General features: G+C 64.2%; 24 protein-coding genes. 15 read left to right on the plus strand and 9 right to left on the minus strand.

Translation table 11 applies throughout. The annotated features are described in order from the left end of the window. Nucleotides 1–62: 62 nt before the first annotated feature. Nucleotides 63–593, plus strand: coding sequence for an Lrp/AsnC family transcriptional regulator (locus tag NCR39_RS19095; protein ID WP_250453615.1), 531 nt, complete (start codon nucleotides 63–65; stop codon nucleotides 591–593). Nucleotides 594–1,051: 458 nt separating this feature from the next. Here the strand turns inward: NCR39_RS19095 and NCR39_RS19100 are convergent, their stop codons facing one another. Continuing rightward, a complete protein-coding gene (locus tag NCR39_RS19100; protein WP_250453616.1) occupies nucleotides 1,052–1,207 on the minus strand; it encodes a hypothetical protein in 156 nt (51 codons plus the stop codon). 293 nt (nucleotides 1,208–1,500) lie between these two features. On the opposite strand from NCR39_RS19100, the gene NCR39_RS19105 reads away from it, so the two are divergent. From NCR39_RS19105 to NCR39_RS19115, 3 genes are all read left to right on the plus strand, one after another. Next, a complete protein-coding gene (locus NCR39_RS19105; RefSeq protein WP_250453617.1) occupies nucleotides 1,501–2,397 on the plus strand; it encodes an ATP adenylyltransferase family protein in 897 nt (298 codons plus the stop codon). An 83-nt stretch (nucleotides 2,398–2,480) separates the two neighbouring features. After that, on the plus strand, nucleotides 2,481–3,515 hold the full coding sequence (locus NCR39_RS19110; RefSeq protein WP_250453618.1) for a S1C family serine protease: 1,035 nt from the start codon (nucleotides 2,481–2,483) through the stop codon (nucleotides 3,513–3,515). A 243-nt stretch (nucleotides 3,516–3,758) separates the two neighbouring features. Beyond that, complete coding sequence (locus NCR39_RS19115; RefSeq protein WP_250453619.1) at nucleotides 3,759–3,926, plus strand: hypothetical protein; 168 nt, start codon at nucleotides 3,759–3,761, stop codon at nucleotides 3,924–3,926. A gap of 21 nt (nucleotides 3,927–3,947) precedes the next feature. On the opposite strand, the gene NCR39_RS19120 is transcribed toward NCR39_RS19115, so the two are convergent. Beyond that, on the minus strand, nucleotides 3,948–4,319 hold the full coding sequence (locus NCR39_RS19120) for a hypothetical protein (protein ID WP_250453620.1): 372 nt from the start codon (nucleotides 4,317–4,319) through the stop codon (nucleotides 3,948–3,950). A 268-nt stretch (nucleotides 4,320–4,587) separates the two neighbouring features. Here NCR39_RS19120 and NCR39_RS19125 point away from each other — a divergent pair, with 268 nt between their 5' ends. Then, nucleotides 4,588–5,034: a hypothetical protein gene (locus NCR39_RS19125; protein ID WP_250453621.1), complete on the plus strand. Its 447-nt coding sequence runs from the start codon at nucleotides 4,588–4,590 to the stop codon at nucleotides 5,032–5,034. Nucleotides 5,035–5,653: 619 nt separating this feature from the next. Then, complete coding sequence (locus NCR39_RS19130; RefSeq protein WP_250453622.1) at nucleotides 5,654–6,508, plus strand: DMT family transporter; 855 nt, start codon at nucleotides 5,654–5,656, stop codon at nucleotides 6,506–6,508. A gap of 16 nt (nucleotides 6,509–6,524) precedes the next feature. Here NCR39_RS19130 and NCR39_RS19135 read toward each other — a convergent pair whose 3' ends face one another. After that, complete coding sequence (locus tag NCR39_RS19135) at nucleotides 6,525–6,752, minus strand: helix-turn-helix domain-containing protein (protein ID WP_250453623.1); 228 nt, start codon at nucleotides 6,750–6,752, stop codon at nucleotides 6,525–6,527. A gap of 560 nt (nucleotides 6,753–7,312) precedes the next feature. On the opposite strand from NCR39_RS19135, the gene NCR39_RS19140 reads away from it, so the two are divergent. Further along, nucleotides 7,313–7,900, plus strand: coding sequence for a phasin family protein (locus NCR39_RS19140; protein WP_250453624.1), 588 nt, complete (start codon nucleotides 7,313–7,315; stop codon nucleotides 7,898–7,900). A 25-nt stretch (nucleotides 7,901–7,925) separates the two neighbouring features. Here the strand turns inward: NCR39_RS19140 and NCR39_RS19145 are convergent, their stop codons facing one another. Further along, a complete protein-coding gene (locus NCR39_RS19145; protein WP_250453625.1) occupies nucleotides 7,926–8,294 on the minus strand; it encodes a DOPA 4,5-dioxygenase family protein in 369 nt (122 codons plus the stop codon). A gap of 51 nt (nucleotides 8,295–8,345) precedes the next feature. Continuing rightward, nucleotides 8,346–8,489 carry a hypothetical protein gene (locus tag NCR39_RS19150; RefSeq protein ID WP_250453626.1) on the minus strand — a complete coding sequence of 48 codons (144 nt, stop codon included), beginning with the start codon at nucleotides 8,487–8,489 and terminating at the stop codon, nucleotides 8,346–8,348. A gap of 95 nt (nucleotides 8,490–8,584) precedes the next feature. Between NCR39_RS19150 and NCR39_RS19155 the strand changes: the two genes are divergently transcribed. The 3 genes from NCR39_RS19155 to NCR39_RS19165 all read left to right on the plus strand — a co-directional run bounded on the left by NCR39_RS19155 (nucleotide 8,585) and on the right by NCR39_RS19165 (nucleotide 12,321). Continuing rightward, nucleotides 8,585–10,894, plus strand: a complete 2,310-nt coding sequence (locus NCR39_RS19155; RefSeq protein ID WP_250453627.1) for an ATP-dependent DNA helicase — start codon at nucleotides 8,585–8,587, stop codon at nucleotides 10,892–10,894. A 56-nt stretch (nucleotides 10,895–10,950) separates the two neighbouring features. Then, nucleotides 10,951–11,493, plus strand: a complete 543-nt coding sequence (locus NCR39_RS19160) for a hemerythrin domain-containing protein (RefSeq protein WP_250453628.1) — start codon at nucleotides 10,951–10,953, stop codon at nucleotides 11,491–11,493. A gap of 81 nt (nucleotides 11,494–11,574) precedes the next feature. Then, nucleotides 11,575–12,321: a 2OG-Fe(II) oxygenase gene (locus NCR39_RS19165; RefSeq protein WP_250453629.1), complete on the plus strand. Its 747-nt coding sequence runs from the start codon at nucleotides 11,575–11,577 to the stop codon at nucleotides 12,319–12,321. Nucleotides 12,322–12,344: 23 nt separating this feature from the next. Here NCR39_RS19165 and ribA read toward each other — a convergent pair whose 3' ends face one another. Together ribA and NCR39_RS19175 are read right to left on the minus strand one after the other, a co-directional pair. Beyond that, a complete protein-coding gene (gene ribA, locus NCR39_RS19170) occupies nucleotides 12,345–13,013 on the minus strand; it encodes a GTP cyclohydrolase II (RefSeq protein WP_250453630.1) in 669 nt (222 codons plus the stop codon). Between the two features lie 138 nt (nucleotides 13,014–13,151). Next, the gene (locus NCR39_RS19175) at nucleotides 13,152–13,847 is read right to left on the minus strand and encodes an NADPH-dependent F420 reductase (protein WP_250453631.1); all 696 of its coding nucleotides are present in this window, start codon (nucleotides 13,845–13,847) and stop codon (nucleotides 13,152–13,154) included. A gap of 198 nt (nucleotides 13,848–14,045) precedes the next feature. Here NCR39_RS19175 and ahpC point away from each other — a divergent pair, with 198 nt between their 5' ends. Then, on the plus strand, nucleotides 14,046–14,609 hold the full coding sequence (ahpC, locus tag NCR39_RS19180; protein WP_250453632.1) for an alkyl hydroperoxide reductase subunit C: 564 nt from the start codon (nucleotides 14,046–14,048) through the stop codon (nucleotides 14,607–14,609). 146 nt (nucleotides 14,610–14,755) lie between these two features. Continuing rightward, nucleotides 14,756–16,330 (plus strand): alkyl hydroperoxide reductase subunit F, encoded by a 1,575-nt coding sequence (gene ahpF, locus NCR39_RS19185; protein ID WP_250453633.1) that lies wholly within the window; start codon nucleotides 14,756–14,758, stop codon nucleotides 16,328–16,330. A gap of 77 nt (nucleotides 16,331–16,407) precedes the next feature. On the opposite strand, the gene NCR39_RS19190 is transcribed toward ahpF, so the two are convergent. After that, nucleotides 16,408–17,637 carry a sensor histidine kinase gene (locus tag NCR39_RS19190; RefSeq protein ID WP_250453634.1) on the minus strand — a complete coding sequence of 410 codons (1,230 nt, stop codon included), beginning with the start codon at nucleotides 17,635–17,637 and terminating at the stop codon, nucleotides 16,408–16,410. 294 nt (nucleotides 17,638–17,931) lie between these two features. On the opposite strand from NCR39_RS19190, the gene tam reads away from it, so the two are divergent. After that, a complete protein-coding gene (gene tam / locus NCR39_RS19195; protein WP_250453635.1) occupies nucleotides 17,932–18,708 on the plus strand; it encodes a trans-aconitate 2-methyltransferase in 777 nt (258 codons plus the stop codon). A 7-nt stretch (nucleotides 18,709–18,715) separates the two neighbouring features. Here the strand turns inward: tam and NCR39_RS19200 are convergent, their stop codons facing one another. After that, nucleotides 18,716–19,651, minus strand: a complete 936-nt coding sequence (locus NCR39_RS19200; protein WP_250453686.1) for a LysR family transcriptional regulator — start codon at nucleotides 19,649–19,651, stop codon at nucleotides 18,716–18,718. 147 nt (nucleotides 19,652–19,798) lie between these two features. On the opposite strand from NCR39_RS19200, the gene NCR39_RS19205 reads away from it, so the two are divergent. Together NCR39_RS19205 and NCR39_RS19210 are read left to right on the plus strand one after the other, a co-directional pair. Then, nucleotides 19,799–21,382: an aldehyde dehydrogenase (NADP(+)) gene (locus tag NCR39_RS19205; protein ID WP_250453636.1), complete on the plus strand. Its 1,584-nt coding sequence runs from the start codon at nucleotides 19,799–19,801 to the stop codon at nucleotides 21,380–21,382. Nucleotides 21,383–22,148: 766 nt separating this feature from the next. Then, a partial coding sequence (locus NCR39_RS19210) for a zinc ribbon domain-containing protein (RefSeq protein WP_250453637.1) occupies nucleotides 22,149–23,656 on the plus strand: 1,508 nt, incomplete at its 3' end.

Genomic DNA, 23,656 nt, shown 5'->3' on the forward strand with positions numbered 1-23,656 from the left:
CGCCGCGCTTTGCGATAGTGTGTTTGTTCTGCGAAAACGTCCAAATCCGGAATCTTTACACTATGAGCTCGCAAGCCAGGCAGCGCCTTGATCGCATCGATATCGGCATCCTCAACCAGCTTCAGCAGAACGCGCGCATCACGAACGCGGAGCTGGCGCGCGCCGTGAATCTGTCGCCGACGCCGTGTTTCAATCGCGTGCGCGCGCTGGAGAAAGCGCGACTTTTCAAACAGCACGTCACGCTGCTGAGCCCGGAAGCGCTCGGCTTGAGCATCAACGTGTTCATTCAGGTGAGTCTGGAGAAGCAGATCGAGGACGCGCTGGCCCGCTTCGAGCAGGCGATCAGCGAGCGTCCGGAGGTCATGGAGTGCTACCTGATGACGGGCGATGCCGACTATCTGCTGCGCGTCGTGCTGCCGGACGTGGCCGCGCTGGAGCGTTTCATTCTGGAACGGCTCACGAAGATGCCGGGGGTATCGAATATCCGCTCGAGCTTCGCGCTCAAGCAGGTGCGATACAAGACCGCGTTGCCGCTGCCGGCTTCGGGATTGACACTGCCGAATTCAAAGGACGATGAAACGGACTGGACGTGAGGCTTTCGGAAAGCCAAAGGCCTCCGAAAACCGGAGGCCTTTGACTGGTCAGTCGCGCTCTCGATTCAGAGAGCGGCGGTCTTAACCGCCGGCGGAAATGTTGATTTCCACCGTAGTGTTCGACGAAGACGTACTCGACGCCTTGGCGGTGCCGCCAGCGATGTTTGCCTGCACGAGAGCGGCGCGATCGATCTTTTGCATTTGAAAACCTCTTGGTTGAAGTAACGAACGGGAATGCGAACGCTCGAAGCGAGCGTCTGCGTGGCTTAAGCCGTGATGGTGACGCTCACGTTGGTCGTCGACGTGGACGTGCTCGACGCCTTGGCCGTACCACCAGCGATGTTTGCCTGAACAAGTGCGGCGCGATCGATTTTTTGCATTTGAATACCTCGTGAAAAATGTGGTTAAGACAGTGAGTTGCGGCGCAACTCCGCTATCGGCGAAAGAGCAATGCCTTATTAGCCCTTCGTGCTACCGCCGTTGCCGCCGCTGCTGCCGCCGCTAGACGTGATCGTGATGCTGACATTCGTGTTCGACGACGACGAACTCGACGCCTTTGCAGAACCGCCTGCGACGTTCGAAAGAGCCAGAGCGGCGCGATCGATCTTTTGCATGTGAACCTCTTCATTGAACAAAGTAGCAATGGCGGAAATTTGCCATCGACACGTTCAGCCGATTCAACGTTACCTAGTCATCCTAATCGATGACACTTGGCCGAATGACGGAACGGAAAGAAGTCTATCGAAGGGCAACTGGAAAGCACATGCCGAAAAATCTGAACTATCAGTGACGAAACGCAACTATAGGCGGCGCGCGCCAATGTGCGCTTTCAACGCAAAGCCCGGCGCTGCGTCGTCCGCGTTTAGATAGCAAAATGAGGCCTTTCGGCAACTTTCGCTCACCGCCCATGACCTCTCCTTCGCACCCGCGCGCTCCTTCGTGGCAGCGCATCGTCGAGCAGACGGAACACGCCCTCGCGTGCGGCGCGCTGCGCTCGTTCGATACCGTGCCGCATTTCATCGACGATCACGGCGTGCGTTTTCTCGTGCGCCAGGCGGCGAATCTCGCGCGCAAGGAAGAAGCCGCGAAGCTCGCGGCCAAGTCCGCCGCCGATGCCGCCAGCGAGTGGCGCGATCCGTTTTCGCCGTGCGAGGAAGCGCTGCGCGTCGGCGATATCGGCGAGCGGCACTTTCTGCTGCTCAACAAGTTCAACGTGCTCGCGCATCACCTGCTCATCGTGACGACGGACTTCGAGCCGCAAGCCGCCCTGCTCGATGCCGACGATTTCGCCGCGCTCCTCGCCTGCCTGCGCGAAATCGACGGCCTCGGCTTCTACAACGGCGGAACCGTCGCGGGATCGAGCCAGCCGCACAAGCATCTGCAGATGGTGCCGCTGCCGCTCGACGGCCATCCGCTGCCGATCGATCCGCTCGTCGAAGCCGCCCGCGACGCCGCGCCTTTTCGCGTGCCGCAGTTCACGTTCGCGCACGCGGCGGCGTGGCTCGGCGATGCATCGTCGATCGGCGCGGCCGATGCGCTCGGCACGTATCGCCGGCTGCTGGACGCAATCGGCATCGAACCGTTCGATGTCGCCGGCGCCGCGCATCACTCCGCGCCGTACAACCTGCTCGTCACCCGCCGATGGATGCTCGCCGTGCCGCGCACCGTGTCCGACGTGGAAGGCGTCGCGATCAACGCGCTCGGCTTCGCGGGATCGCTCTTCGTGCGCGACGACGCGCAGCGCCGCATCGCCGAAACGCTCGGGCCGATGACGCTGCTCGCACGCGCATCGCGCCCGGCCTGAGACGTCGTACGGGCGGGCCGGCGGCCATCTTGAAAAGCCTTGCGGCGGCCCGCATGTCGGCTCTCACACATGCGGAGTCCGACATGGGAAGCCGTCCTCGATTCATCGACGATCTTGCGCGCGGCTCGCAAGACGCCACGTCATCCGAGCCGCAGCCGCTCGACGACACCGCCCTGCTCGACGCCTATTCGCGCACGGTGATCGGCGCGCTGGAACGCGTGCAGCAGGCGGTCGTGTTCATCTCGGTCGAACGCGAAATCGCCGATGCGCGCGGTGCGCGGCGCGCGTCCGGCGGCACCGGCTCGGGCTTCATCTTCACGCCCGACGGGTATCTGCTGACCAATAGCCACGTCGTTCACGGCGCGACGCGCATCACCGTGACGCTCGCGGACGGCGCGCGCTTTCACGCCGATCTCGTCGGCGACGATCCCGGCAGCGATCTCGCGGTGCTGCGCATCGGCTCGCCGGAGCCGCTGCCGCACGTCGAACTGGGCGATTCGGGCAGCTTGCGCGTCGGACAAATTGCGATCGCGGTCGGCAATCCGCTCGGGCTCGCGCAGACGGTCACGACGGGCGTCGTGTCGGCGCTCGGCCGCTCGCTGCGATCCAACTCGGGCCGCATGATCTACGACGTCATTCAGACCGACGCCGCGCTCAATCCCGGCAATTCGGGCGGTCCGCTCATCAATTCCGCGGGACAGGTGATCGGCGTCAACACGGCGATCATCTCGGGCGCGCAGGCCATTTCCTTCGCCACCGCAATCGATACGGCGAAGTGGGTCATCATGCAGATCTTCGCTTACGGACGCGTACGGCGCGCGTATATCGGCGTGGCGGGCACGACCGCGCCGGTCTCGCGTCGCGTGCAGCGTTTCTTCGGGCTCGCGGTATCGAGCGCGGTGCACGTGATGGAAGTCGTCAAGGGAAGTCCCGCTGCGGCGGGCGGATTGCGCGCGGGCGACCGGATCGTCGCGGTGGACGGCGTCGATGTCGATACCGTCGATGGCCTGCAGCGCGCGCTCGATGCATCGCGGATCGATCGCGCGGTGAAGGTCGCGGTGCTGCGCGGATCGCAGATGCTGGATATCGAAGTGACGCCGGTCGAACAGACGGGATAACGGTCGCCCTGCTAGCGGCCCGCGCCTTTCATCGCAAATGGAAAAACGGGCGCGCGGGCATCAGGCCCACGCTTTGCACTGTGATCGGTGTTCTGGTGACTATGTGCGCTAGCAGCCGGTCCAGATTTCACCGATCCGGCTTAATGGCAGGAGCAGCAGGCGCACGAGCGGGTCACCGTTCGGCCGTCCTGCCCTACGGGGAAGGTCCCACGGTCCATTGAGAACCAAGCAAAAGGGATTGCCATGACCAAGCATAAGACCAATCTTTCGATGCCGCGCCGCCAGGCGTTCCGCTGCAGCGGCCAACAACTCGACGCCATCATGCGATTCGCCGAAGAGCGCAAGCTCGACGAGCAGCCGCTGCAATGGGTCGTTGCTCAGTACTGCCGTGCACGCGCGAAAGCCGCCTGATTCGCGGCCTCGAGTTTCACGTCAGCGACCTGACAGCACGCGCTGTTTCAGTACCCAGATGGCCGTTGGCACGGCGTAATAAGCGCTCACGTTGCCGGTGACGAGCTTGCCGGTGAGTTGCACGCGTGCGTCGTCCGGAGGCTCGGCATCGACGATCTGCACCGCCGATACGTTCGACTGCGTTCCCGCCGTCGCGCCCGCGATGCAGATGGGACTCGCCAGCGACAGCACCCACGCGGGCTTCGAAGCCGCGTCGGCCTGGCGCGCAGCCTGACGCACGACCTTGCCTTCGAGCATGACGACATCGCCGTCGCTATAGCACGGCGCCGCCGATGCCGCATTCGCGCCAGCCAGTCCGAGCAGCAACATCCACGCGCACGCTTTTGCCGTCATTCGAGCCTCGCGAAACGCGCGCCGGAGCGGAACGCGCTGTAGTCTGGAAAATAGCTCACCCACTTTAGGCGAATGCTGCTGGGGTCGCAACCCGGACAAATTCCCGCCTTACCTTTCAAACCGCGCGTGCAGGAATGGCCGTTGCTTTCTCTTCTTACTAATCCAACACCGCGCACGTTCTGCGAGTGCCGCGCCGTTCGATCTCAGCACGACTCGACGCGACGCCCGCATGCGACGATAGCGCATGAAACGCGGATCGGAGGCGACCATGAATCAGGCGACCAATCAGGTGATAGTGGGCGTATTCGCGTCCTATCGAGATGGACACGAAGCGTTGCGCGCATTGCAACTCGCGGGGCTTTCCCGCGACGACGCCCACCTTTACCGGGCCGCGCCAAGCGATATCGACTTCGACGCTTTCCCGCTGCCTTCGCATGAAGAAGACGAAGCGGAGTATGTGGCGCATGGCGAACATCAGGGCGTGATCGGCGCGCATAACCGGTTCGTCGCGCGCGATCCGCAGCCGCAGCGCCCTGCCATGCCGGCCGAACTCGACGATGCCGTCAGACAGCGCACGCTGCTCGTCATCAGGATCACCGACGATATCAAGCCCGGCGCGATCGGCGACATGCTGCACGAACACGGCGCGGTCGCCGTGAAAGATCCGGCGGGCCATTGGCGCTTCTCGCCGTTCAGAAACACCGCGCGAATCTAGATCGCGCGCGGCGCATCGCCGTCTTCAATGCATCCGCCGATGCGCCCGCTCCGCGCACGACGTATCGCTCACGGCGGATTCGTCCGCATCGGTTTGCTCGTGTTCCGGGGCTTCGTCGGCTTCTTCTTTCGCGCGCTGCATTGCTTCCTGCGTAGACGCCGCGCGCAAGGCACGGCATCGCGCGGCGTGCCGCCATGTCGCCAGCAGCCGAACGACTTCTCGTGGTCTCGTTCGCATCATCGCCTCCCGGCGAAGCGGTTGAGAAACTACTTTAAGTCTAGGCGGCAAATGGCCGATGGCAAAGCACGATACACGCATAATCGACTCGCACGTTAACTTTATTGCCAGCGCCTCACGATCGTTCGTCTTCACGCCTGCGAGCGGTTTTGAACGAACCGTCTAGTACATTTTGTGCATCGTGACCCACGCGCAACAGCGTTGAAAAGAACTTTACTGCCGCCTTGCCAGTCGCCGCCGATGTCCGCAGAATGCAAGCAACGGCTTAAAAGAGCCGTTACTACATTCATGGAAGCGAACGGGCGGGCACTCGATGGCAACCTTAGACGGCAAGGCGCGATTCCACATTGGTACCGATAACACCGGCGCCGGAATCGCGATCATGATTCTCACCACCGCCGCCTTCGCCGCCAGCGATTCGACCGTCAAGCTCATCGGCGCGGCCGTGCCGATCGTGGCGTTGCTGTGGGTGCGCTATCTCTTTCAAATGATCGTGCTCGGCGTTTGGCAAGCGCGACGCGGCGCGCTCGGCCTCTTCAAGACCGGCAGCGTGAAACTGCAAATCGTCCGCGCGCTGCTTTTGCTGACGAATTCCGCCTGTACGTTCGCCGCGCTGCGCTATCTGCCGCTGCCCGTCACCACATCGCTGGCCATGCTCGCGCCGCTCATTTCGACGCTGCTCGCCGCGCTCGTCCTCAAGGACCACGTGCCGCGCAGCAAATGGGCGATGGTCGTGCTGGGTTTCATCGGCATGTTGCTGGTGGTGCGGCCCGGCGGCAGCGGCTTCACGTGGACCGTCATCTTTCCGATTGCCTCGGCGACCACGTTCGCGTGCTTTCAGGTGGTGTCGAGCCACCTGTCGCGCCTCGACGATGCGATCACGACGAACTTCCTCACCGCGCTCGTCGCGACGGCCGTGCTGTGCGTGCTCGTGTGGGCGGATCAGGCGCAACTGCTGCCCGAGCTTGCGCGCGTGAGCGCCGGCAGCTGGATGCTCGTCGCGTTCATGGCGACGATGGCCACCGGCGGCCAGTTGATGATGCTTCAGGCATTACGGCGCGCGCCGCTGTCCGTGCTGACGCCGTTTTCCTACGCGCAACTCGCGTTCGCGTCGTGCTTCAGTTGGCTGCTCTTCGGACAGGCGCCCGACCAGTGGATGACCATCGGCATGTGCGTGATCGCGGCAAGCGGCATCGGCACCGTGTTGATGCACGGCCGCGAGCCGGTCGGGGCGTGATCCTTCGAAGGAATGTTTAGCGCGATGCCTGCGCCGCTTGAGCTTGAGCTTGAGCCTGGCCCGTACAAAGCCAGTGCACATCGACGTCGAGCGCCTTCGCGATGCGGTTGAACGCGTGAAGCGGCGGCACCGTGATGCCGCGCCGCCAGAACTGCACGTCGTGTTCGCTGACGTCGACCCACTTGGCCGCTTTGGCGGAACTGACGTTCGCGCGCTGCATCGCCCGGTCTAGCCGCGCGGCCATGGCGCGCCGCAGGGAATTGTCGTCGTGACTACGTTCAAGGTGCCCAATGGTTTGTGTATATCGGCCCATCTGTTTCAACTCTCTCGATTTGTATATTTGCCGTTCAGCGCCGGCTTGAATTGCGCGATGGAATCGTACGGGGCGGTAATGACGAGGCAGTGACAAGCCTCCGGCCCGATGATTCTCTTTCGCTTGTTGCAGTGCGAGATTTTTTCAAGATACGTGCCTGAGCGCAACTGGGGAAAGGCCGTATGGGACGCCTTCCGGCCTAAGCGTTTACCCGTCGCAAACGTGGAATCGTTGCAAAACAGTCACTTGAGCGAACGTTCGTTCAAAGACGATAAGGCGCTGCATCGATTAAATGAATGATCGTTCGGTTTATTTCATTCTTTTTAATTCTGTTCTCAGCTTCCGCAAAGCGGATTCATTCTTCGCCGATTGATTCAGGAAGCAAAGCATCGACAAAAAAACGCGGATTGACACACGCCCGACTTTCTCTAAGAATCAATTCCTCGCTGCGCTGCAAAAATCCACCGCTTGTTATTAAAGAGGCACTACAAATGGAATCGATCACGAGCAGTCTTGCGCCGGAAAATCTACTTGCATCGCAAAAGGCGGGACTGGATGTCACCTTCGGTCTTGCATCGCGCGTGGTCGAAGGCTTCGAAAAGCTGGTCGATTTGAACGTGCGCACGGTCCGGACGGCGCTCGCCGAGCATCAGGACTACGTGACGAAGAGTTTCTCCGTGCGCGATCCGCAGCAATTCTTCGCGCTCCAGAATGCCCAGCTTCAGGCGAGCGCGCAGCGCACGCAGGCCTACTGGCAGCAAGTCATCGAACTGGCGACGGGCGTGCGCGGCGTATATCTGGAGGCCGCGCAGAGTCAGATCGAGAAATCGCAGCGCAACGTTCAGGCGTTCGTCGACAGCATCGCGAGCGGTGCGCCGGGCAGCGACGCGGTCGTGTCGGCGTGGAAATCCGCCATCGATGCAGCCACGCAATCCGCGAACTCCGCGTATGAAGCTGCGCGCACGGCGGCGCGCCAGGTCGTCGAAGCCGCGCAGGACGACGCCGCCAGCGCCGCGAGCGCGGCCACGCCGCCTGCGGTGCGCGTCGTATCGACGAAGGCTGCGGGCGCCAAGAAGTAAATCGCTGGGCGGACGGCGGTCCGCCCTACTTCTGAAAAACCGTCAGCACGAGTTCATGCGAACGGCCGATCCACACGGCCGAATCGCGATGATCGCGCAAGTCGTCGCCCGTGTTGGGATGCAGGAAAATGTCCAGCGCGCCGTGATGGACGGCCAGCCATTCGAGCATCGGCGTGAGGCGCTCGCTTTCGAACGCCAACTGAAACGACCACTGCGGATGCGGCCCGACCGGCCGCTCGTGAAAACGCCCGAGCCGCAGTGCGCCGGTCTGAACGTCGCTCGCAAAGCGCTCCTCGATGATCTGCCTGAACTGCAAAGCCGCGTCGCGGCTCGCGGCATCGAAATAGACATGCGCGTGCCAGTTCGAGATCGGGGGCGTGTCGGACGTTTGCATCGTTCCATCCATGAGCGGCGTTGAGACACCGCCCATTCTAGCGAAACGCGCCTAGTACGCCCCGCCGCCGCTTCCGCTTCCACTCGACGACCGGTTCGACGACGCCCCGCCATCCGTCTGACATCCGGCGAGCGACGCAGCGGACACTCCGGCGAGCAACGCGACCATCACCGCGACGATTCTTGCGAGCTTCATGTCATTTCTCCGGTTGACGACGACGGCCAAGCGCGACGCCGTACTCACTAAACGCGCCGTCGGGCCGCGATATTCCGCATGCTAGACTACTGTATATGCGTACAGTCCCCGAGCCCGCCTACACTGTCGCCGTGCGCGCGCTGTGCGAGTTCACCGCGAAGCAAGGCGATCTCGACCTTCGCTTCACGCCCACGCCGACCGCGCAGGAAGGCATGGCCGGGCACGTCACGGTAACGGGGCGGCGTCCTGCCGGGTATCTGAAGGAAATCGCGTTGTCGGAAGACTACGGTCCCTTGCGCGTGCGCGGACGCGCCGACGGCTACGATCCGGCATCGAACCGGCTCGAGGAAATCAAGACGCATCGGGGGAAGCTGGAATCGATGCCGCAGAATCATCGGCATCTGCATTGGGCGCAGGCGCGCGTCTACGGTCATTTGATGTGCCGCAAGCTCGGGCTCGCGCAAATCGAGATCGCGCTCGTTTATTTCGATATCGCCGAGCAAACGGAAAGCGTGCTCGTCGAAACGCAATCGGCGCAAGCGCTGAAAGTCCATTTCGATGCGCAATGCCAGCGGTTCATCGCGTGGGCCGAGCAGGAGATTCAACACCGCGCGGCCCGCGATGCGTCCCTCACCGCGCTCGCCTTCCCGCACGCGACATTCCGCCCCGGCCAGCGCGCGCTCGCGGAGGGCGTGTACCGCGCGGCCATGTCCGGTCGATGCCTCGTCGCCGAAGCGCCCACGGGCATCGGCAAGACGGTCGGCACGCTCTTTCCGCTGCTCAAGGCGTGGCCCGCGCAGCAACTCGACAAGATCTTCTTTCTGACCGCGAAAAGCGCGGGCCGGCAACTCGCGCTCGATGCGCTGACGAAGCTCGGCGCGTCCGCGCAACGGCCGCTGCGCGTCGTCGAACTGGTGGCGCGCGACAAGGCGTGCGAATACCCCGACCGCTCGTGTCATGGCGACTCCTGCCCGCTCGCACGCGGCTTCTACGACCGCCTGCCCGCCGCGCGCGCCGCCGCGCTGGAACGGGCGCAGTTGCATCGGGCGTCGATTGCGGACGTCGCGCGCGAGCACGCCGTCTGTCCGTACTATCTGAGCCAGGAGCTTTCGCGCTGGGGCGACGTGATCGTCGGCGACTACAACTATTATTTCGATACGAGCGCCATGCTGTTCGCGCTCGCGGAGGCGAATCGCTGGCGCGTGGCCGTGCTCGTCGACGAGGCGCACAACCTCGTCGAACGCGCGCGCGGCATGTACTCCGCGACGCTCGATCAAACCGCGTTCAACGTCATGCGCCGCACCGCGCCGGCGGTCTTCAAGCGCACGCTCGGGCGCCTCGCGCGTGCGTTCAGCGACACGAGCCGCGAGCAGAAGGCAGCGGCTGTCGAATACGCCGCGCGCGAAGAACTGCCCGCGAAGCTTTTGAGCGCGCTGGGCCAGGCGGTGTCGGAGATGACGGAAACGCTCGCCGAGCAGCCGGATGTGTTCACGCCCGACGTCCTGCGCTTCTATTTCGATGCCGTGCATTTCACGCGCATCGCGGAGCGCTTCGGCCCGCATTCCATCTTCGACATCACGCTTTCCGCGAAGGGCAACGCCGCGTTCTGCCTGCGCAACGTGATTCCCGCGCCGCATCTCGCGCCGCGCCTGGCCCGCGCGCATAGCGTCGCGCTTTTTTCCGCGACGCTCACGCCCGCGCATTTCTACGCCGACACGCTCGGCCTGCCCGCGACGACGGTGCGCATCGACGTCGAATCGCCGTTCAGCGCGGATCAGCTCGACGTGCGCGCCATCGCCGATGTATCGACGCGCTTTCGCGATCGCGAGCGCTCGGTGGATCGCATCGCCGACATGATCGCCGCGCAGTATCGACGCGCCGAGGGCAATTATCTGAGCTTCTTCAGCAGCTTCGACTATCTCGCGCAAGTGGCGCAGGCGCTGGCCGAGCGGCATCCGTCGATTCCATGCTGGCAGCAATCCCGCGCGATGAGCGAGTCCGCGCAGCAGGCGTTTCTCGCGCGCTTCGAGCCGGACGGGCGCGGCATCGGCTTCGCGGTGCTGGGCGGCGCGTTCGGCGAGGCGATCGACTTGCCGGGCACGCGGCTCATCGGCGCGTTCGTCGCCACGCTCGGGCTGCCGCAACTGAACGCGGTGAACGAGCAGATGAAAACGCGCATGCACGACGCATTCGGCGAAGGCTATGCATACACGTATCTGTTTCCCGGCTTGCAGAAGGTCGTGCAGGCGGCCGGGCGCGTGATTCGCGGGCCGCAAGATCGCGGCGTGCTGTATCTGATCGATGACCGCTTCGCACGCGGCGAAGTGCGGCGGCTATTGCCGGCGTGGTGGCAAGTCAAGGTCGTGCACGAAAAGGACGCGGCGGGCACTGTGCTTGCTCATTGAGGGCACCCCCAAAAAGCTGCGGCGACAAAGCCCGGCCACACATAAGGAGCAGCCACATGTCCACCACCGCGCAAGCATCGCGGCAGCCGCAAACCGGCGACGCGCTCGAAATTCTCATGGCCGATCATCGCGCGGTCGAGCAGCTTTTCGACGCGTTCGATCGTGCGCCGAAAGACGATCTCGAACGCAAGTCCACGCTCGTGCAACGCGCCTGCGAACTGCTGACGATTCACGCGATCATCGAGGAAGAGCTGCTTTATCCGGCCGCGCGCGAGGCGTTCGGCAAGGACGACGACGAGAAGATCGATGTTGAAGAAGCCTATGTCGAACACTTTCTCGTGAAGACGCTAATCGAGAAATTCACGCAGTTGCGCGCGGGCGACGAAGGCTTCGATGCGACCTTCCGCGTGCTGAAGGAAAACGTCACGCATCACGTCGAGGAAGAAGAATCGGAGCTGTTCAAGGAAATCCGCAAGACGGGTATCGATCTCGCCAAGCTCGGCGAGAAGATCGAAGCGCGCAAGACGGAACTGCAGAACCGCATCACGCAAACCGCGACCGGGCAGAAGCCGACGACGGACAAGGCGGCGGTGCACTGAATTGCATCGCAAGACCCGGAGTGCGTGAGCCGCGCTTCCCGCGCACAGTGAGGGCAAGGCTCACGCTCATCCGGAGAATTCATGAAAGCGATTGAACACGCGCTCGCGCACGATGCGAGCGCGGATATCGTCGAACGCATCGATGCGCTCGACTGGGCGGATATCGAAACGCAACTGGGCGCGCAGGGATCGGCGACGGCGCCGGGCCTGCTCTCACGCGAAGAATGCGCGGCGCTCGCCGCTTGCTACGACGACGACGCGCTATTTCGCAGCCGCGTGGTGATGGAACGGCACAGCTTCGGGCGCGGCGAGTACAAGTATTTCGCGTATCCGCTGCCCGCGCTGCTCGACGGCGTGCGCGGCGCGGCTTACCCGCATCTCGCGCCGTTCGCCAATCGATGGAACGACGCGATGAGCATCGACACGCGCTTTCCGCGCGATCACACGGCGTTCATCGAGCGATGCCATCGCGCGGGGCAAACGCGCCCGACACCGCTGCTTCTGCGCTACGTGCCCGGCGATTTCAACTGCCTGCATCAGGATCTGTACGGCGAACACGTGTTTCCCATCCAGATGGCGATTCTGCTGTCCGCGCCGGACCGCGATTTCACCGGCGGCGAGTTTGTGATGACCGAACAGCGCCCGCGCATGCAGTCGCGCGTGGAAGTGGTGCCGCTTTCCCAGGGCGATGCGGTGTTTTTCGCCGTGCATCAGCGGCCGGTGAACGGCACGCGCGGGGTGTATCGGGTGAACATGCGGCATGGCGTGAGCCGGCTGCGCTCCGGAAAGCGCCACATGCTCGGCGTGATCTTTCACGATGCACGCTGAGCGGCGCTCACGCGTCCAACCGGTCACTCGTTCTCGTCGAAGTAATGCCCGAACCGCGACTGCTTCGTCTTGATGTAACGCTCGTTCTCTTCGCGCATCGGAATGGCGAGCGCCACGCGCTCGCTCACCGGAATGTCGTGGCGAAGCAGCGTGTCGAACTTCGACGGGTTATTGCTCATCAGACGCACGGATTTCACGTTCATCGCGCGCAGGATGGCGGCGGCTGAATCGTATTCGCGGGCGTCGTCGGGAAGGCCGAGGTGCAGGTTCGCATCGACGGTATCGAGCCCTTGTTCCTGCAGCGCATAAGCGCGGATCTTGTTCGCGAGGCCGATGCCGCGCCCCTCGTGCCCGCGCAAATACAGCAGGATTCCGCGATTTTCAGCCGCGATATAACGCAGCGCCAGATCGAGTTGCTCGCCGCAATCGCAGCGATACGAGCCGAACACGTCGCCGGTCACGCATTCGGAATGCAGACGCGTGAGCACGGATTCGCCGTTGCTCACGTCGCCCATCACGAACGCGATGTGCTCCACATCCGTTTCCTTCACGCGATACACATACGAGCCGAAGGTGCCGTAGCGCGTCGGAATGGTGGCGGTCGCGACCAGTTCGACATCCGCGAGTTCGGCGCATTCGCCGAAGCGGTGATCAGTGTGCTGCTCGTCAAGCGTGGGAGAAACGGTTTTCATAGATCAATCAGCGAGTCCATTGCGCCGGGTGCGGCTCGGCACTTCATGGTAAAGCCCATCGGGAAAGTTTGCAGATTGTCGCACGGCACGCGTCTGCTTTACCCGTTGACTCGCTGATGCTGCGGCTAATACTCCGCATCACGCCGGATTTTCGAACGTGCCGGGGCTGCTGTCGGTCGCGCGCCATGCGGGCTTGCGCACCGGATCGGCCTTCTGGAGCGCCGCGCGCAGCCCGTCGGCGTCGAGATCGGCGGTATAGACCGGCGTGGCCGGCTGCTGACGCCAGGAATCGTCGATCTCGCCGGCATCGACCGCGTCGAAACCGATTTCATCGATCAGCTTCATCACCACGCTCTTTGCGCGATGATCGTCGCCCGCGACCGGCAGCGCGATGCGCCCCGCCGTGCCCTTGGGCTTGCCGTTCTTGCGCAGGTGCGCCGCGTAGATATTGTTGAACGCCTTGACCACCGGACGGCCGATCTGCTGCTCCACCCAGCGGCTCTCCGGCATGCCCTTCTCGATCGCCTCGATGCGCCCGTCGCGCTGCTGCGGATAGTAATTGCCGGTATCGACGACAACGACATTCGCCGGCACGCCCGCGAACAGATCCTTCGGCAAGCCGGGAACCTTGGCCTCGGGAATCGTCACGACGACGAGCTCCGCGCCCTTGACCGCCTCGCGCGCCTCGACCGCTTTCGCGCCCGTCGTGCGCTCGACGTCGCGCAGCGAAGCCGGTCCGCGCGAGTTCGCGATGCTCACGTCGTGCCCGCACTGCGTGAAGCGCTCCGCGAGAACCTGTCCGATGTTGCCCGCTCCAACGATGCCGATCTTCATGAAAGCCTCCAATCAATGTGCTTCCGCGTGACGTCGCAAGGCGGGTGCCTCGTCGAAGGAATCCGAGGGAGAACCCGAGGAAATCGACGTCATAGTCCAGATCAATTACAATGATAAAATCAATCCATTTTGATGGTTTGATAGTTTTAGTTCATACTTCACCTACTTCTTCAACACCACTCCAAGAGGAATCTGGTAATGCCGATCATCAACAGCCAAGTCAAGCCGTTCAAAGCAACCGCCTATCACAACGGCGACTTCGTGACCGTCACCGACGAAACCCTGAAGGGCAAGTGGTCCGTGTTCGTGTTCTACCCGGCCGACTTCACGTTCGTCTGCCCGACCGAACTGGGCGATCTGGCTGACCGTTACGCCGAATTCAAGAAGCTTGGCGTCGAGATTTACGGTGTGTCGACCGACACGCACTTCACGCATAAGGCATGGCACGACACGTCGGACACGATCAGCAAGATCAAGTATCCGATGATCGGCGATCCGACGCTCACGATCTCGCGCAACTTCGACGTGCTGATCGAGGAAGAAGGCCTGGCCCTGCGCGGCACGTTCGTGATCAACCCGGAAGGCGAGATCAAGCTGTGCGAAATCCACGACAACGGCATCGGCCGTGACGCGGGCGAACTGCTGCGCAAGGTGCAGGCTGCGCAATACGTCGCGTCGCATCCGGGCGAAGTTTGCCCCGCCAAGTGGACGCCGGGCGCTGAAACGCTGACGCCGTCGCTCGACCTCATCGGCAAGATCTAAGCCTCGGTTTTCACAACGAGCGCATCAGACTCGCCGCAGTTCTCGCGGCGGGTTCACTCCCTACGGCTTCGGTCCGGCGCTTTTTGCGCTGCGCCGAAGCACGTCGGGATACACGCAAAGAACAACGTCACGGAACGGACAACGCCATGCTGGACGCCAACCTCAAGAATCAGTTGAAAGCCTATCTGGAAAAGGTCACTCGGCCGATCGAGCTCGTCGCCTTCCTCGACGACAGCGACAAGTCGCATGAGCTGAAGAGCCTGCTCGACGAAATCGCTTCGCTGTCCCCGCGGATCAGCGTCGTCGAGAAAGGAGATGCCGGCGCGCGCCGTCCGTCGTTCACCATCGGCGAGCCGGGAAAGGCGGCGAACATCCAGTTCGCGGGCATCCCGATGGGCCACGAATTCACGTCGCTCGTGCTGGCGCTGCTGCAAACCGGCGGTCATCCGATCAAGCTCGACGACGCGACCATCGAGCAGATTCGCAATCTCGACGGCGACTACCGGTTCGAAACGTATTTCTCGCTCTCGTGCCAGAACTGCCCGGAAGTCGTGCAGGCGCTGAACGTGATGGCGATCATCAATCCGCGCATCAGGCACGTCGCGATCGACGGCGCGCTGTTCCAGGGCGAAGTAGAAGAACGCCAGGTCATGGCCGTGCCGACGATGTTCCTGAACGGCGAGAGCTTCGGCCAGGGCCGCAGCGGCGTGAAGGAAATTCTCGCGAAGCTGGATACCGGTTCGTCCGCGCGCGCCGCGAAGGAACTGGAGAAGAAGCCGGTGTTCGACGTGCTGATCGTCGGCGGCGGACCTGCCGGCGCGGCGGCGGCGATCTACTCGGCGCGCAAGGGCATTGCGACGGGCGTCGTCGCGGAACGCTTCGGCGGCCAGGTGCTCGACACGATGGCGATCGAGAACTTCATCTCCGTGCAGGAAACGGAAGGACCGAAGTTCGCGACCGCGCTCGAACAGCACGTGAAGAGCTACGAAGTCGACGTGATGGACGTGCAGCGCGCCGACAAGCTGATTCCGGGCCGCGTGAACGAAGTGCATCTCGCGAGCGGCGCGGTGCTGAAGGCGAAGACCGTCATTCTCGCGACGGGCGCGCGCTGGCGTGAAATCAACGTGCCGGGCGAGCGCGAATATCGCGGGCGCGGCGTGGCGTACTGCCCGCACTGCGACGGCCCGCTCTTCAAGGGCAAGCGCGTCGCGGTCATCGGCGGCGGCAATTCGGGCGTCGAAGCGGCGATCGATCTCGCGGGCGTCGTCGCAGCGGTGACGCTGATCGAATTCGGCGCGGAATTGCGTGCCGATGCGGTCCTGCAGAAGAAGTTGCGCAGCCTGCCGAACGTGACCATCGTGACGAGCGCGCAGACGACGGAAATCACCGGCGACGGCAAGAAGGTCGACGGCCTCAGCTACACCGACCGCGTGAACGGCGAAAGCCATCGCGTGGAATTGGAAGGCGTGTTCGTGCAGATCGGCCTCGTGCCGAACACCGAATGGCTGAAGGGCACGGTCGAGTTGTCGAAGCACGGCGAGATCGTCGTCGATGCGAAGGGTGCCACATCGGTGCCGGGCGTGTTCGCCGCCGGCGACGTGACCACCGTGCCGTTCAAGCAGATCGTGATCGCAGTCGGCGAAGGCGCGAAGGCATCGCTCGGTGCGTTCGATCACCTGATCCGCGCATCGGTGGAAGAGGACGAAGCCGTGGCCGCGTAAGCGTCACGGGCGAGCAGCAAAAAAAGGCGAACGGAGCAATCCGTTCGCCTTTTTCATTTCGACGCGAAAACGCGAATTCAAGCGGCGTTCGGCGCCTTCGGCTCCAGCACGAGCGGAAACGTGACTTCGAACACGCTGCCGTGGCCTTTCGTCGACTCGAAGCGCAATTCGCCGTCGAGCGTGCGCGTGAGTTCCTTGACGATCGCGAGGCCTAGGCCCGCGCCGGGGATGTCGTCGGCGGCGGCGCGCTCGAATTCCTCGAACACGCGCTCCTGATCCGCCTCGCCGATGCCCACGCCCGTATCCGCGACGCGCAAACGCCAGCGCCCGTCCGGCGCGGCGGCGATGGCGAGCACGATCTCGCCCGACGCCGTGTATTTGATCGCGTTCGACAGCAGATTCAGCGCGACCTGCTTCACCTTCAGCCGGTTCGACACCACCGCGCCCAGGTTCGCGTCGAGATGCCCGACGAGCTTCAGCCCCTTCGCTTCCGCCGCGACGCGCGACGACTGCATCAGTTCGTCGAAGAGCACGACGAGATCGAAGGATTCGGCGGTCAGGATCGAATCGTCGCCGAGAATCTTCGAGTATTCGACCATTTCGTCGACGAGCGTCGCCATGTCGCCGATCTGACGGTTCGCGAGCGCGAGCGCCGTGTCGCGCTTGGCGGGCGAACGCGTAGCGAGTTGCAGCGCTGTCGAGAACACATTCAGGAAGTTGCGCAGGTCGTGCGCCACGCGCCGCGTGATCTGCATGCGCGTTTCGTAAAGCTCGCTGATGAGCTTCTGGCGCAGCGTCAGTTCGTAATTCGCGTGCTCCAGCATGCCGGTGTAGTCGTCGATCTTGCGATCGCGCTCCGTCACGGCTTCGCGGATAGACGTCAGCGTGACGAAGCTCACCACTTCGTCGATCGTGAACCGCGCGTAGTCCTCGTCGGCGCGCGACAAATCCGCGTGCGTCGCGGCGTAGTCGCTGATCGCCGATGTCAGCACTTGCCGGAACACGTCCAGTTCGCGCACGAGTTCGTCGATGCGATAACCCTGCTGCCAGCGCCATTGCCCGTGCCGCCGCGCGTCGGATTCGAGCGCGCGTTCGCTTTCGCCCGGATTGCGCGATTCGAGCACGACGCAAATTTCCTCCAGGACATTCGGCAGATGATCCGCAAGCTGCCGGTACGTGAGCTGGTCGGAATGCTCGACTTCGGAATCGCCGAACACGAGGTTCATCCATCGTTCGGTCAGTTCGGTCTGCTGGGCGCGCAGCGTGGCCACGAGACCGTCCAGGCCGCCTGCAGGGGTGTCGCTCATGTGCGATTTTCCGATTGCTGCGCGCTCTCGAAAGCGCGCAAGAAACTGATGAATGTGCGGCCTGCGTCCCAACCTGACCGGTCGATTCGACCGCTCGCCGCTCGGGACACCACGGCAGTATAGGCCGATGCGTTGTCGCAAAGCGCTAATCCGACCAACCCTTTCGGACATTGTTTTGCAATCCCGGCGATTCCGGTAAGTTCTGCGAGCGAGCGTCGCGGGCAAACTGCGTCGCCACCCGCGCGTGCGGCACAATCATGCTTCTTCACGGCAATCGTAGGAGCAAGAGCAAACATGACCACATCTGCCAGCTGGAACGCGAAGCAATACAGTCTCTTCGAAGCGGAACGCACGCGCCCCGTGCGCGATCTGCTCAACGGCGCGCAAGGCGGCGAGATTCGCGCGGCGGTCGATCTCGGTTGCGGCCCCGGCAACTCCACCGAGTTGCTCGCCGCGTATGCGCCGGTTGCGCGCATCGTGGGTATCGACAATTCGCAGGACATGATCGATGCCGCGCGCAAGCGGCTGCCGCAGGTCGATTTCGAACTCGCGGATATCGCCGCGTGGGACGCAGCCGGTCCTTACGATCTGATTCTCGCGAACGCGTCGCTGCAATGGGTGACGGGACACGACACGCTGCTGCCGCGCCTCGTCGACAAACTCGCGCCCGGCGGACGGCTCGCCATTCAGATGCCCGATAACCTCGACCAACCCGCCCACCTGTTGCTGCGCGAAGTGGCGGCGCAGGATCCGTGGCGCGACCGGCTCGCAGGCACGGAGCGCACGGGGCGGCATCCGGCTGCGTGGTACCACGCGCTGCTGAAGCCGCGTTGCGCGCGCGTCGACGTGTGGCGGACGACGTATCACCATGCGCTCGAAGGCGGCATCGATGCCGTGGTCGAATGGTTCAAGGGCAGCGCGCTGCGGCCGTTCCTCGCGAAGCTCGACGACAGCGAGCAACGCGCGTTTCTCGACCGCTATCGTTCGGCGCTGGCCTCCGCGTACACCGTGTCCGGCGACGGCTCCGTGCTGCTGCCGTTCCCGCGTCTTTTCATCGTCGCGACGCGCTGACGTTCGTTCATTGCGGCCGGCCGGTTTCGCGCAGCATCTGCACGAACTGCCGCGCCGCCGGCGAAAGCGCGCCGCCCTTTCGCGTGACGATGCCGTACGTCTGCGATTTCGATTTCATCCGCACCGGCAGCACGCGCAGCATGCCGTGCCGCTCGAAGACGCGCGCGACGCTCGCGGGAAGAATCGAGACGAGTTCGGGGCTTTCCTGCAGCAGCGTCACGGTGACGAACGGCGACGCCGTCGAAATGGGATTCGCGGGCATCGGCAGCCCGGCGAGATCGAGTTCGCGTTCGAGCAGCGCGCTCATCGGCAGATAGCTCGGATACGTCACCCAGCGATGATTCGCCAAATCCGCGAAGCCGATCTCGCTCGCGGCCGGTTGCGCGTGCCCTTGCCCGACCACGATGCACAGCGGCTCGTCCGTCAGCGGCTGATAGTGATATTTCGACGGCTGATCCGACACGCTCGCGCGCCCGATCACCAGATCGACGCGGCCGTCGTCCAGCATGCCGAGCATGTTGGCGCTCGTGTCCTCGATGATTTCGATGGCAAGGTCCGGATGCCGCGCGTGCATCTCGTTGACGATCGGCGCGACGACGCCCGGCACCGCGCCCATGATCGTGCCGACCGAAAGCCGCCCGCCCGTGCCCGCGCGAATCTGCGCGAATTCCTGGCAGAGCGCGTTGAGATCGGCGGCGAGCACGCGCGCGTAGCGAATGACGCAGCGTCCGAACGGATTCGGAATCAGCCCGCTCTTCGCGCGCTCGAAAAGCGGCGCTTCCAGCATCGATTCGAGTTCGGCGAGCGCCTTGCTCGCGGCGGATTGCGTCATCGCCATGGCGCTCGACGCCTTGTGCAGCGACTTGTGGTCATCGAGCGCGATCAGCAGTTGAAGCTGCTTCATGCGCAGCCGCGACATCAGGACATCGAGTGAATTCTTGATCATGCGAAGCCGCCAGGTGATTCCAAAAAGCGATCATGCGATGGAAACCTTTCACTATACAGGGGCGCGCGGCGAGCCGTATAGTCGGCGCAGCGCCACGCTCGTCACCGGGCGTCGCGATCCATTTCACAAGAAGGACGAGACACCATGCAACTCACAGGCAATCTGCTCATCGGCCAGCAATCCGTGCACGGCTCGAACGGCTCCATCAAGGCCGTCAACGCCTCGACGGGCGCGGCCATCGAACCGGCTTTCGGCGGCGCGACGCTCGCCGACCTCGACCGCGCGTGCGCGCTCGCCTGGTCCGCGTTCGACGTGTACCGCGAAACCGCGCCGGAAGCGCGCGCGAAATTCCTGGAAGCGATCGCGCAGAACATCCTCGATATCGGCGACGACCTGATCGAGCGCTGCATGCAGGAAAGCGGTTTGCCGCGTCCGCGTCTCGAAGGCGAGCGCGGCCGCACGGTCGGCCAGCTTCGCATGTTCGCCGATGTCGTGCGCAACGGCGATTACCTCGGCGTGCGCATCGACCCGGCGCAACCCGAGCGCAAGCCGATGCCGCGCGTGGATTTGCGTCTGCGTTATATCGGCCTCGGTCCGGTCGCCGTGTTCGGCGCGAGCAATTTCCCGCTGGCGTTCTCCGTCGCCGGCGGCGATACGGCGTCGGCGCTGGCCGCGGGTTGTCCGGTCATCGTCAAGGCGCATTCGGCGCATCCCGGCACGGCGGAACTCGTCGGCCGCGCGGTGCAGAAGGCCGTCAAGGATTGCGGCATGCCCGAAGGCACGTTCTCGCTGCTGTTCGATAGCGGCCGCGATATCGGCCAGGGTCTCGTCAAGGACAACCGCATCAAGGCGGCCGGCTTCACCGGTTCGCGCGGCGGCGGCACGGCGCTGATGAAGCTCGCGGCGGCGCGCACCGAACCCATCCCGGTTTATGCGGAAATGAGCAGCATCAACCCGGTCCTGCTGTTCCCGAATGCGCTGAAGAATCGTGGCGAGGCTATCGGCAAGGCATTCGTGCAGTCGCTCGTGCTGGGCGCGGGCCAGTTCTGCACGAACCCCGGCCTCGTGCTGGCGGTGGACGGTCCCGATCTCGATGCGTTCATCGCGGCGGCATCGGCGGCGCTGAAGGAAACCGGCGCGCAGACCATGCTCACGCCGGGCATTCACAAGACGTACGAAGGCGCGGTCGAAAAAGCCGCATCGCATGCCGACGTGACGACCGCCGCGCGCGGCCTCGAAGCGAAGAGCGGCCATCAGGGCCAGTCCGCGCTCTTCGTGACCACCGCCGATGCGTTCCGCAAGAATCACGAACTGCAAGAGGAGATTTTCGGCGCGTCGTCGCTGATCGTGCGCTGCCCCGATCTCGCGTCGATGCGTGAGCTGGTCGAATCGCTCGAAGGCCAGTTGACGGCGGCGCTGCATATCGACGAAGCCGATTACGCCGAAGCGCGCCGCTTCCTGCCCGCGCTCGAGCGCCGCACCGGCCGCATTCTGGTGAACGGCTTCGGCACCGGCGTGGAAGTGGGTCATGCGATGGTTCACGGCGGCCCGTATCCGTCGACGGCGGATGGCCGTTCGACGTCCGTCGGCAGCCTCGCGATCGACCGCTTCCTGCGTCCGGTGAGCTATCAGGATCTGCCGGACGCGCTGCTGCCCGACGCGATCAAGAACGACAATCCGCTTTCGCTGAACCGCCGTATCGACGGCAAGCTGCAACTGGCGAGCTGATCGCGTTATTGCCCGCTGCACAAGGACGCCCCTTCGCGGGGCGTCTTTTTTTGCCGTCCGCTCGCCGATATTTACTTCGGCACCCTAACTATTTACATGAAGCGAACCGCGCCGCCGGGCGGAAAAACCACACTCATTTCGCGCCGTAAGCGCTTTCGCATCAGTGGGTTATCGAGCGGCCATCCGGCCTTGTCGTTTATCGGCTAAAGAATGGCGTCTCAAAACCGCCGCCCCGCGCAAAATGTCGCAAACAGTGAGAGTGAAGCTGGTGGCATGCGCATTGCCCGAAACGGGCTGCGACCGCAATCATCCGGCGCTTTCGCACCTTTACTGGCCGCTTGCCGCGTGTTTCGACGGCGCGAGACGGGACGCAGCATGAAACGCGCCATCGTTCGCATCGAGGCGCCAGGCACTAGGTGCGAAACGCAATTGACGTCCGGAAATGGTTGAACCATATTCGGATTTCGCTTCCCGCGAGCGAAGCTTTCGCACGGGAAAACAATTACGAAGGATTGCTGCCGCGGCCCGTCCCGCGTCCGACACGTTCGACGCGCGGGGCCCGCCGCCACGTTATCGCCTACGTCCTTCGAGGGCTTTTAGCATGACCACGCGTTTGACGTTTCCCGCTTCCATGTTTTCCGTCGTCTGCCAGCGGTGCGGCAGCACGATGCGCAAAAGCGCAGACAGTTGCCCCAACTGCGGCGCCGACCGCAGCGCAGCCTTCGGCCACAGACGCGGCGCGGTGGAACCCCGGCTGCGCGGGAGCATGTTCGAGCAACAGTCGTCGACGCCGCTCGCGTCGGCATCGGCGGCGGCTGCCGGTCCGATCGATACCGGCGACGACGAAGACACCGGCGCGGCCTGGGCCGGACGCTGGGACCCGAAACGCGCGAGCGAGCGCATCGCGCAGCGGGCGGCGGAGCATCGCGCGAAACGGGTCGAGGAATCCGCGCGCAACGCTTACGCCGATCCGAGCAACGATTCCGACGCCCTCCCCGATACCGCCAGTTGGGACCGCAAGAAGACGATCGCCGCGGGCGCATGCGCGGTGGCGATCGTGGCGGGCGCGGCCATCTATCTGCATCGCGGCTCGGACGACGAACCCGCGCCTGCCGCCGATATCAGCGCTTCCGGCGCGATCGATCCGAAATTCGGCGCGTTCGGACGCGGCGCAACCGATGCGCCCGCCGAATCCGTCGCGCCTTCGCCTTCCGTCACGCCCGCCGCGCCCAGCGCGCAAGCGCAGACCGCGCAGCAGGACAGCACCCGTTCGCTCGCGCCCGGCGATCCGCTGCAGGGCATCCGGACGGCGCTGGATCGGCGCGATCTGACAACGGCGCGCGCCCGCCTGAAGGCGCTGCCCGCGCAACAGCAGACGCGCCCCGAATTCGATGCGCTGAAGGACGAGCTTTCCAATCGCGAATTGCAGCGCGACGCCGCGCTCCAGCTCGCGCGCGCGTGCGAACGGACGTCCGCCTGGGCGTGCGTGCAGCAGAACGCGGCGGAAGCGCTCGCGCTCGACGGCAGCAACGGCGAATCGCAGGCGATGCTCGAACGCGTCATCACGCACGCCGGCTGGCTCGCCGCGAACGCCCAGGGCGCCAAAAAGGGCGCGACGCCGGCGGACAACGCGGCGAATCCGGCTGCCGCGACGGGCGCGGTGGCGGTAGCGCCGGTTCCCGCTCCGTTGCCGGTTCCCGCGCAGGCAAACGTTGCATCGACGGCTCCTGCTGCGCCGGTGGCTCAAGCTCAGGCGCAGGCGGCTCAAGCGGCGGCCGCCGCAGCGAAGCCCACTTTGGACAAGCACGCGACGCAACGCGCCACCGCCGCCGCAGCGGCCGCGCGCCAGGCCGCGCTCGACGAGGCGCGGGCCGAAACCGGCTATCTGTCGCGCGCGGAGAAGATCGCGCGTGCGCAGGCCGCGACCAACGCGGTCGTGGCCGCGACCATCCTCCAGCCGGCGCCCTCTTTCGCTTCGATGCCCACCGTGACATCGATCGCGCCGGCGAAGCCCGCAACCGCCGTGCAATCGCCCACGCCCGCGCCCGCAGCCGCAGCGAAGCCCGCGCCGGCCGCCACCGCTGCCGCGCCGAGCAACGGCATGTACGTCGCGCCGAGCGCGCAAAGCGGTCAGAGCGACATGTACGTTGCGCCGAGCGCCCCGACCGACATGTACGTCGCGCCCGCCGCGCCGACGAGCAACGGCATGTACGTCGCGCCGGCGCCGCGGCCCGCACCGGCGCCATCGCCCGCGCCGGCGCCCGCCCAGCGCGC

Origin of the sequence: Caballeronia sp. ATUFL_M2_KS44 (assembly GCF_023630965.1) — a bacterium.
Taxonomy (GTDB): Bacteria; Pseudomonadota; Gammaproteobacteria; order Burkholderiales; family Burkholderiaceae; genus Caballeronia; species Caballeronia concitans.

Coding starts and splice junctions, on each gene's coding strand:
- NCR39_RS19095 (WP_250453615.1), top strand. CDS start 63: ATGAGCTCGCAAGCCAGGCAGCGCCTTGATCGCATCGATATCGGCATC.
- NCR39_RS19100 (WP_250453616.1), bottom strand. CDS start 1,207: ATGCAAAAGATCGATCGCGCCGCTCTGGCTCTTTCGAACGTCGCAGGC.
- NCR39_RS19105 (WP_250453617.1), top strand. CDS start 1,501: ATGACCTCTCCTTCGCACCCGCGCGCTCCTTCGTGGCAGCGCATCGTC.
- NCR39_RS19110 (WP_250453618.1), top strand. CDS start 2,481: ATGGGAAGCCGTCCTCGATTCATCGACGATCTTGCGCGCGGCTCGCAA.
- NCR39_RS19115 (WP_250453619.1), top strand. CDS start 3,759: ATGACCAAGCATAAGACCAATCTTTCGATGCCGCGCCGCCAGGCGTTC.
- NCR39_RS19120 (WP_250453620.1), bottom strand. CDS start 4,319: ATGACGGCAAAAGCGTGCGCGTGGATGTTGCTGCTCGGACTGGCTGGC.
- NCR39_RS19125 (WP_250453621.1), top strand. CDS start 4,588: ATGAATCAGGCGACCAATCAGGTGATAGTGGGCGTATTCGCGTCCTAT.
- NCR39_RS19130 (WP_250453622.1), top strand. CDS start 5,654: ATGATTCTCACCACCGCCGCCTTCGCCGCCAGCGATTCGACCGTCAAG.
- NCR39_RS19135 (WP_250453623.1), bottom strand. CDS start 6,752: ATGGCCGCGCGGCTAGACCGGGCGATGCAGCGCGCGAACGTCAGTTCC.
- NCR39_RS19140 (WP_250453624.1), top strand. CDS start 7,313: ATGGAATCGATCACGAGCAGTCTTGCGCCGGAAAATCTACTTGCATCG.
- NCR39_RS19145 (WP_250453625.1), bottom strand. CDS start 8,294: ATGCAAACGTCCGACACGCCCCCGATCTCGAACTGGCACGCGCATGTC.
- NCR39_RS19150 (WP_250453626.1), bottom strand. CDS start 8,489: ATGAAGCTCGCAAGAATCGTCGCGGTGATGGTCGCGTTGCTCGCCGGA.
- NCR39_RS19155 (WP_250453627.1), top strand. CDS start 8,585: ATGCGTACAGTCCCCGAGCCCGCCTACACTGTCGCCGTGCGCGCGCTG.
- NCR39_RS19160 (WP_250453628.1), top strand. CDS start 10,951: ATGTCCACCACCGCGCAAGCATCGCGGCAGCCGCAAACCGGCGACGCG.
- NCR39_RS19165 (WP_250453629.1), top strand. CDS start 11,575: ATGAAAGCGATTGAACACGCGCTCGCGCACGATGCGAGCGCGGATATC.
- ribA (WP_250453630.1), bottom strand. CDS start 13,013: ATGAAAACCGTTTCTCCCACGCTTGACGAGCAGCACACTGATCACCGC.
- NCR39_RS19175 (WP_250453631.1), bottom strand. CDS start 13,847: ATGAAGATCGGCATCGTTGGAGCGGGCAACATCGGACAGGTTCTCGCG.
- ahpC (WP_250453632.1), top strand. CDS start 14,046: ATGCCGATCATCAACAGCCAAGTCAAGCCGTTCAAAGCAACCGCCTAT.
- ahpF (WP_250453633.1), top strand. CDS start 14,756: ATGCTGGACGCCAACCTCAAGAATCAGTTGAAAGCCTATCTGGAAAAG.
- NCR39_RS19190 (WP_250453634.1), bottom strand. CDS start 17,637: ATGAGCGACACCCCTGCAGGCGGCCTGGACGGTCTCGTGGCCACGCTG.
- tam (WP_250453635.1), top strand. CDS start 17,932: ATGACCACATCTGCCAGCTGGAACGCGAAGCAATACAGTCTCTTCGAA.
- NCR39_RS19205 (WP_250453636.1), top strand. CDS start 19,799: ATGCAACTCACAGGCAATCTGCTCATCGGCCAGCAATCCGTGCACGGC.